5 protein-coding genes are annotated in these 5938 nt (G+C 73.7%); 3 read left to right on the forward strand and 2 right to left on the reverse strand.

Features of this window, described 5'->3' with window-relative positions:
• Positions 1–259: 259 nt before the first annotated feature.
• Positions 260–1180: a DeoR/GlpR family DNA-binding transcription regulator gene (locus GV126_RS14910; protein ID WP_236569997.1), complete on the reverse strand. Its 921-nt coding sequence runs from the start codon at positions 1178–1180 to the stop codon at positions 260–262.
• A 237-nt stretch (positions 1181–1417) separates the two neighbouring features.
• The gene (locus GV126_RS14915; RefSeq protein WP_159666651.1) at positions 1418–2866 is read right to left on the reverse strand and encodes an NAD(P)H-quinone dehydrogenase; all 1449 of its coding nucleotides are present in this window, start codon (positions 2864–2866) and stop codon (positions 1418–1420) included.
• 85 nt (positions 2867–2951) lie between these two features.
• Between GV126_RS14915 and GV126_RS14920 the strand changes: the two genes are divergently transcribed.
• From GV126_RS14920 to GV126_RS14930, 3 genes are all read left to right on the forward strand, one after another.
• On the forward strand, positions 2952–3389 hold the full coding sequence (locus GV126_RS14920) for a gamma-glutamylcyclotransferase family protein (protein ID WP_028420596.1): 438 nt from the start codon (positions 2952–2954) through the stop codon (positions 3387–3389).
• Between the two features lie 102 nt (positions 3390–3491).
• Entirely contained in the window at positions 3492–4316 is an 825-nt protein-coding gene (locus tag GV126_RS14925; RefSeq protein ID WP_028420597.1) for a purine-nucleoside phosphorylase, read from the forward strand.
• Between the two features lie 243 nt (positions 4317–4559).
• Positions 4560–5834 carry a phosphohexomutase domain-containing protein gene (locus tag GV126_RS14930; RefSeq protein ID WP_236570258.1) on the forward strand — a complete coding sequence of 425 codons (1275 nt, stop codon included), beginning with the start codon at positions 4560–4562 and terminating at the stop codon, positions 5832–5834.
• Positions 5835–5938: the final 104 nt, after the last annotated feature.

Genomic DNA, 5938 nt, shown 5'->3' on the forward strand with positions numbered 1-5938 from the left:
ACGCCCACAAGGCCGGCACCATCAAGGGCCTCACCGCCCAGGTCGGCGCCTCCATCACCTCCGGCGCCGCCATCTGCGAGATCAAGGACTGACCACCCACCCACAGCACCCCAGGCGCCCGGCGGACTCACCACGAGCCCGCCGGGCGCCTCACTGCTGAACACGGGACGGCTCCCGGCGGGGCGCCGGGGACCTGCTCACCGCCTGCTCGGATCCGCCGACGTGCGCGCCCGCCGGCCGACGGCGCACAGCGCCCTGCTCACCGCCTGCGCAGGTCCGCCACCCGTGCCGCCCGCTCGGAGGGCTGGTCGGCGCCCAGGGGGGCCGTACGGAGCGCGGAGGGGCCGGTGACCTGACTGCGGCGGGGGCCGGGCAGCGGGACGTCACGGCGGCGGTCTCCGCGCGCGGGAGGCTGCTCGTGCACCGGGTTTCCCGTCGGGCCGGCCACGGAGATCTGGACGCCCTGGTCGGCCAGGGCCTGCAGCTCGGTGGCCGCGCGGTCGTCGTGGGCCGGGGGCTCGTCGGTGACCAGGCGGGTGATCAGCTCGGTCGGGACCGTCTGGAACATCGTGTCCGCGCCGAGCTTGGTGTGGTCGGCGAGGACCACCACCTCGGCGGCGGCCTGCACCAGCGCCCGGTCGACGGAGGCGGAGAGCATGTTGGACGTGGACAGGCCCCGCTCGGCCGTGAGCCCGCTCCCGGACAAGAAGGCCTTGGACACCCGCAGCCCCTGGAGCGACTGCTCGGCCCCGGACCCGACGAGCGCGTAGTTGGAGCCGCGCAGCGTCCCGCCGGTCATCACGACCTCGACCCGGTTGGCGTGGGCGAGGGCCTGGGCGACCAGCAGGGAGTTGGTGACGACGGTCAGGCCGGGGACCCGGGCGAGCCGGCGGGCCAGCTCCTGGGTGGTGGTCCCGGCTCCGACGACGATCGCCTCGCCCTCGTCGACGAGGCCCGCGGCGAGGTCGGCGATGGCCGTCTTCTCCGCCGTCGCGAGGTGGGACTTCTGCGGGAAGCCGGACTCCCGGGTGAACCCGCCCGGCAGTACGGCGCCGCCGTGGCGGCGGTCGAGGAGTCCTTCCGCCTCCAGTGCGCGCACGTCCCGCCGTACGGTCACTTCGGAGGTCTGGACGACGCGGGCGAGTTCACGGAGCGACACGGCACCGTTCGCTCGCACCATTTCGAGGATCAGTTGGCGACGTTCAGCAGCGAACACGAAACTGACAGTAACCCCAGCGACCGTCTGCTTTCAGCGGTTTGCGCCGAATAACAGAAGTTGTTCGCACAGCGACGCCCGAAGTGGTATAGGGCCCCTCCCGCCGACTATGCCGCCCGCATGGGCGGCACCTGCCCGCATCCGGCTGCGGACGGGCCGGTCCGCACCGGACCAGGCGCGTCGTCCCCCCGCCCCGAACGGCTACGCCTCGCCGCCGGTCTTGCGGGTGTGCAGCTGCCGGGCGACCTCGGCGATCGAGCCCGACAGGGAGGGGTACACCGTGAACGCGTTTGCGATCTGTTCCACCGTCAGGTTGTTGTCGACGGCGATCGAGATGGGGTGGATCAGTTCCGAGGCGCGCGGTGCCACCACGACACCGCCGACGACGATCCCGGTGCCCGGACGGCAGAAGATCTTGACGAAACCGTCCCGGATGCCCTGCATCTTCGCGCGCGGGTTGCGCAGCAGCGGCAGCTTCACGCAGCGCGCGTCGATCTTGCCGGCGTCCACGTCGGCCTGGGTGTAGCCGACGGTGGCGATCTCGGGGTCGGTGAAGACGTTCGAGGAGACCGTCTTCAGGTTCAGCGGGGCCACCGCGTCGCCGAGGAAGTGGTACATGGCGATACGTCCCTGCATGGCCGCCACCGACGCCAGGGCGAACACCCCGGTCACGTCGCCGGCCGCGTACACGCCCGGGGCCGTCGTCCGCGACACCTTGTCGGTCCAGATGTGACCGGACTCGCGCAGCCGGACGCCGGCCTCCTCCAGGCCCAGGCCCGCGCTGTTGGGGACGGCGCCGACGGCCATCAGGCAGTGGGTGCCGGTGATGACGCGGCCGTCCGCCAGCGTCACCTCCACCCGGTCCCCGACCCGCTTGGCCGCGGCGGCCCGGGAGCGCGCCATCACGTTCATGCCGCGGCGCCGGAAGACGTCCTCCAGCACGGCCGCCGCGTCCGGGTCCTCGCCCGGCAGCACCCGGTCGCGCGAGGACACCAGCGTGACCTTCGATCCCAGCGCCTGATAGGCGCCCGCGAACTCGGCGCCGGTGACGCCCGAGCCCACCACGATCAGCTCCTCGGGCAGCTCGGAGAGGTCGTAGACCTGCGTCCAGTTCAGGATGCGCTCGCCGTCCGGCTTGGCGTCGGGCAGCTCGCGCGGGTGACCGCCGGTGGCGATGAGCACGGCGTCCGCGGTGAGCGTCTCCTCGCTCCCGTCCGCCGCGGTGACGACGACCTTCCGCGAGCCGTCGAGGGCCTGCATGCCCTCCAGGCGCCCCCGCCCGCGCATGACCCGCGCCCCGGCCCGCGTCACGGACGCGGTGATGTCGTGGGACTGGGCGAGCGCCAGCCGCTTCACGCGCCGGTTGACCTTCCCCAGGTCCACGCCGACCACCCGGGCGGCCTGCTCGATGTGCGGGGTGTCGTCGGCGACGATGATGCCCAGCTCCTCGTAGGAGGAGTCGAAGGTGGTCATCACCTCGGCCGTGGCGATCAGGGTCTTCGACGGCACGCAGTCGGTCAGCACCGACGCTCCGCCCAGACCGTCGCAGTCGACGACGGTCACCTCCGCACCGAGCTGCGCGGCCACCAGCGCCGCTTCGTATCCGCCGGGTCCGCCACCGATGATCACGATCCGAGTCACGTACTCCATTGTCCCGCACCCTTCAAGGTCATACTTCCCGGGGTGCCGAAGGCACGGACGGGACCTCCCGCGTCACTGCCGTACCCTTCGACCCATGTCGCTCTACGCCGCGTACGCCGGCAATCTCGACGCGCGGCTGATGTCCCGCCGCGCCCCGCACTCGCCGCTGCGCGCCACGGGCTGGCTGAACGGCTGGCGGCTGACGTTCGGCGGCGAGGACATGGGCTGGGAGGGCGCCCTGGCGACGGTCGTGGAGGACCCGATCTCCCAGGTCTTCGTCGCCCTGTACGACATCGCCCCGATGGACGAGGAGTCCCTGGACCGGTGGGAGGGCGTCGGCCTCGGCGTCTACCGCCGCATGCGCGTGCGCGTCCACACCCTCGACGGCGAGGAGTCCGCCTGGCTGTACGTCCTCGACGCCTACGAGGGCGGCCTGCCCTCCGCCCGCTACCTGGGCGAGATCGCGGACGCGGCGGAGTCGGCGGGCGCGCCCCACGACTACGTGATGGAGCTGCGCAAGCGGCCCTGCTGAGCGCTGCCCGGAAGGCCCGTAGGAAACGACAAGACAACGATCCGCAATCCGGTGACGTCTGTCATCTACGCGCGTAGGCGATTTCGGGCTACCCTCGTCCGCGTGAACGCATCTCTTCTTCCGGACGACCTCCAGGGCGACCCGTACGCCGCCGCCGACGCCGCCGCGGCCCGCCTGCGCGAGCTGACGGGCGCCGACACCCACGACGTCGCCCTCGTGATGGGCTCCGGCTGGGCGCCGGCCGTTGACGCCCTGGGCACCCCTGACGCCGAACTGCAGGTCACCGAGCTGCCCGGCTTCCCGCCGCCGGCCGTCGAGGGCCACGGCGGCAAGATCCGCTCGTACACCACGGGGAACAAGCGCGCCCTGGTCTTCCTCGGCCGCACCCACTACTACGAGGGCCGCGGAGTCGCCGCCGTCGCCCACGGCGTGCGCACCGCGGTCGCGGCCGGCTGCAAGACCGTGGTCCTCACCAACGGCTGCGGCGGCCTGCGCGAGGGCATGCGCCCCGGCCAGCCCGTGCTGATCAGCGATCACATCAACCTGACGGCGACCTCCCCGATCGTCGGCGCCAACTTCGTCGACCTCACGGACCTGTACTCCCCCCGCCTGCGCGCCCTGTGCAAGGAGGTCGACCCCTCCCTGGAGGAGGGCGTCTACGCCCAGTTCCCCGGCCCGCACTACGAGACGCCGGCCGAGATCCGCATGGCCCGCGTGATCGGCGCGGACCTGGTGGGCATGTCCACGGTCCTGGAGGCCATCGCCGCCCGCGAGGCCGGCGCCGAGGTCCTCGGCATCTCCCTGGTGACCAATCTCGCCGCCGGCATGACGGGCGAGCCCCTCAACCACGAGGAGGTCCTCCAGGCCGGCCGCGACAGCGCCACCCGCATGGGCACCCTCCTGGCCCGGGTCCTGGACCGCCTGTAAAACCCACCGCCCCCCGGGACGACGGGAGCGGCCCGCACCCGCGGCCCCGCACCTGCGAGACGACGGGAGCGGGCCGTGGCCGTCGGCCCCGGGGGCGGGGGGGCTTTCCGGGGGGCCCCGCCCCCCGGCCGCGCGGCGCGCCGGCGGGCGGGCGGGCGCCGGCCCGGCCGGGGGGGCCCCCCCGGGCTGCGGCGGGCGCCCGGGCCGGCGGTCCTCGGCGAGCAGTACACGAGTCATGAGGTGATGGTAGTCCGCCCGCGCCGCCCGCCGGCCCGGACTGTCCCCGTACGACCTGGCCGCAAGGCAAGCGGCCCGGGCGTCCGCCACACCGCCGCCCCACCCCGGCGGGCCGCGCGGGCGGGCTCCCCCCCCCCCCTCACCCCCGTCCCGCCCGCCGACGCCGACATCGCGGCGGAGATCGACGCGATCACCACGCTCACCGCCGTCCCCCGCCCGGAGTCCGGCTGGGAGATCCTGGGCGAGGACGTCCTGGACGCCTACCTCGCCCGCACCGACGCCGTCCTCGCCCAGGGCTCCCCCCGCACCGCCCGCACGGTCTACACGGCCATGCACGGCGTCGGCAAGGACACCCTGCTCGCCGCCTTCGCCCGGGCCGGCTTCCCCACCCCGGACCTCGTCGCCGAGCAGGCGGAGCCCGACCCGGACTTCCCGACCGTGGCCTTCCCCAACCCGGAGGAGCCCGGCGCGATGGACCTGGCCTTCGCCAAGGCCCGCGAGACCGGCCCGGACCTGGTGATCGCCAACGACCCGGACGCCGACCGCTGCGCGGTGGCCGTCAAGGACGGCGCCGACTGGCGCATGCTGCGCGGCGACGAGGTGGGCGCGCTGCTCGCCGCCCACCTGGTGAACCGCGAGGTCCACGGCACCTTCGCGGAGTCGATCGTGTCGTCCTCGCTGCTCGCCCGCATCGCGGAGAAGGCGAAGCTGCCGTACGCCGAGACGCTGACGGGCTTCAAGTGGATCGCCCGCGTCGAGGGCCTCCGCTACGGCTACGAGGAGGCCCTCGGCTACTGCGTGGACCCCGACGGCGTACGCGACAAGGACGGCATCACGGCGGCCCTGCTCGTCACGGAACTGGCCTCACAGCTCAAGGAGGAGGGCCGCACGCTGCTCGACCTCCTCGACGACCTCGCGGTCGAGCACGGCCTGCACGCCACCGACCAGCTCTCGGTCCGCGTGCAGGACCTGTCCCTGATCGGCGACGCGATGCGCCGCCTGCGCGAGCAGCCGCCGGCCGCACTCGCGGGCCTGCCCGTGACCCGGGCGGAGGACCTGACGCGGGGCACGGACACGCTGCCCCCGACGGACGGCCTGCGCTACACGCTCGACGGCGCCCGGGTGATCGTGCGCCCCTCCGGCACGGAGCCCAAGCTGAAGTGCTACCTGGAGGTGGTGATCCCGGTCGCCGACCACGCCGGCCTTCCGGCGGCGCGCGCGAAGGCGGCCGACCTGCTGACGGCGCTCAAGCGCGACCTGTCGACGGCCGCGGGCATCTGAGACGGGACACCGCCCCCCCGGCCGAACAGAGGACGTGTGCCGCCCCCGGATGCGGCACACGTCCTCCTGCCCGCACCCCTGAACGCGGCCCATGCCCCCTGAAC

Origin of the sequence: Streptomyces mexicanus (genome assembly GCF_902506575.1) — a bacterium.
Taxonomy (GTDB): Bacteria; Actinomycetota; Actinomycetes; order Streptomycetales; family Streptomycetaceae; genus Streptomyces; species Streptomyces mexicanus.

Excerpts from the sequence above, each read along its gene's own strand:
- GV126_RS14930 (WP_236570258.1), top strand. The coding sequence starts at position 4,560 with ATGGTAGTCCGCCCGCGCCGCCCGCCGGCCCGGACTGTCCCCGTACGA.
- GV126_RS14915 (WP_159666651.1), bottom strand. The coding sequence starts at position 2,866 with ATGGAGTACGTGACTCGGATCGTGATCATCGGTGGCGGACCCGGCGGA.
- GV126_RS14910 (WP_236569997.1), bottom strand. The coding sequence starts at position 1,180 with ATGGTGCGAGCGAACGGTGCCGTGTCGCTCCGTGAACTCGCCCGCGTC.
- GV126_RS14920 (WP_028420596.1), top strand. The coding sequence starts at position 2,952 with ATGTCGCTCTACGCCGCGTACGCCGGCAATCTCGACGCGCGGCTGATG.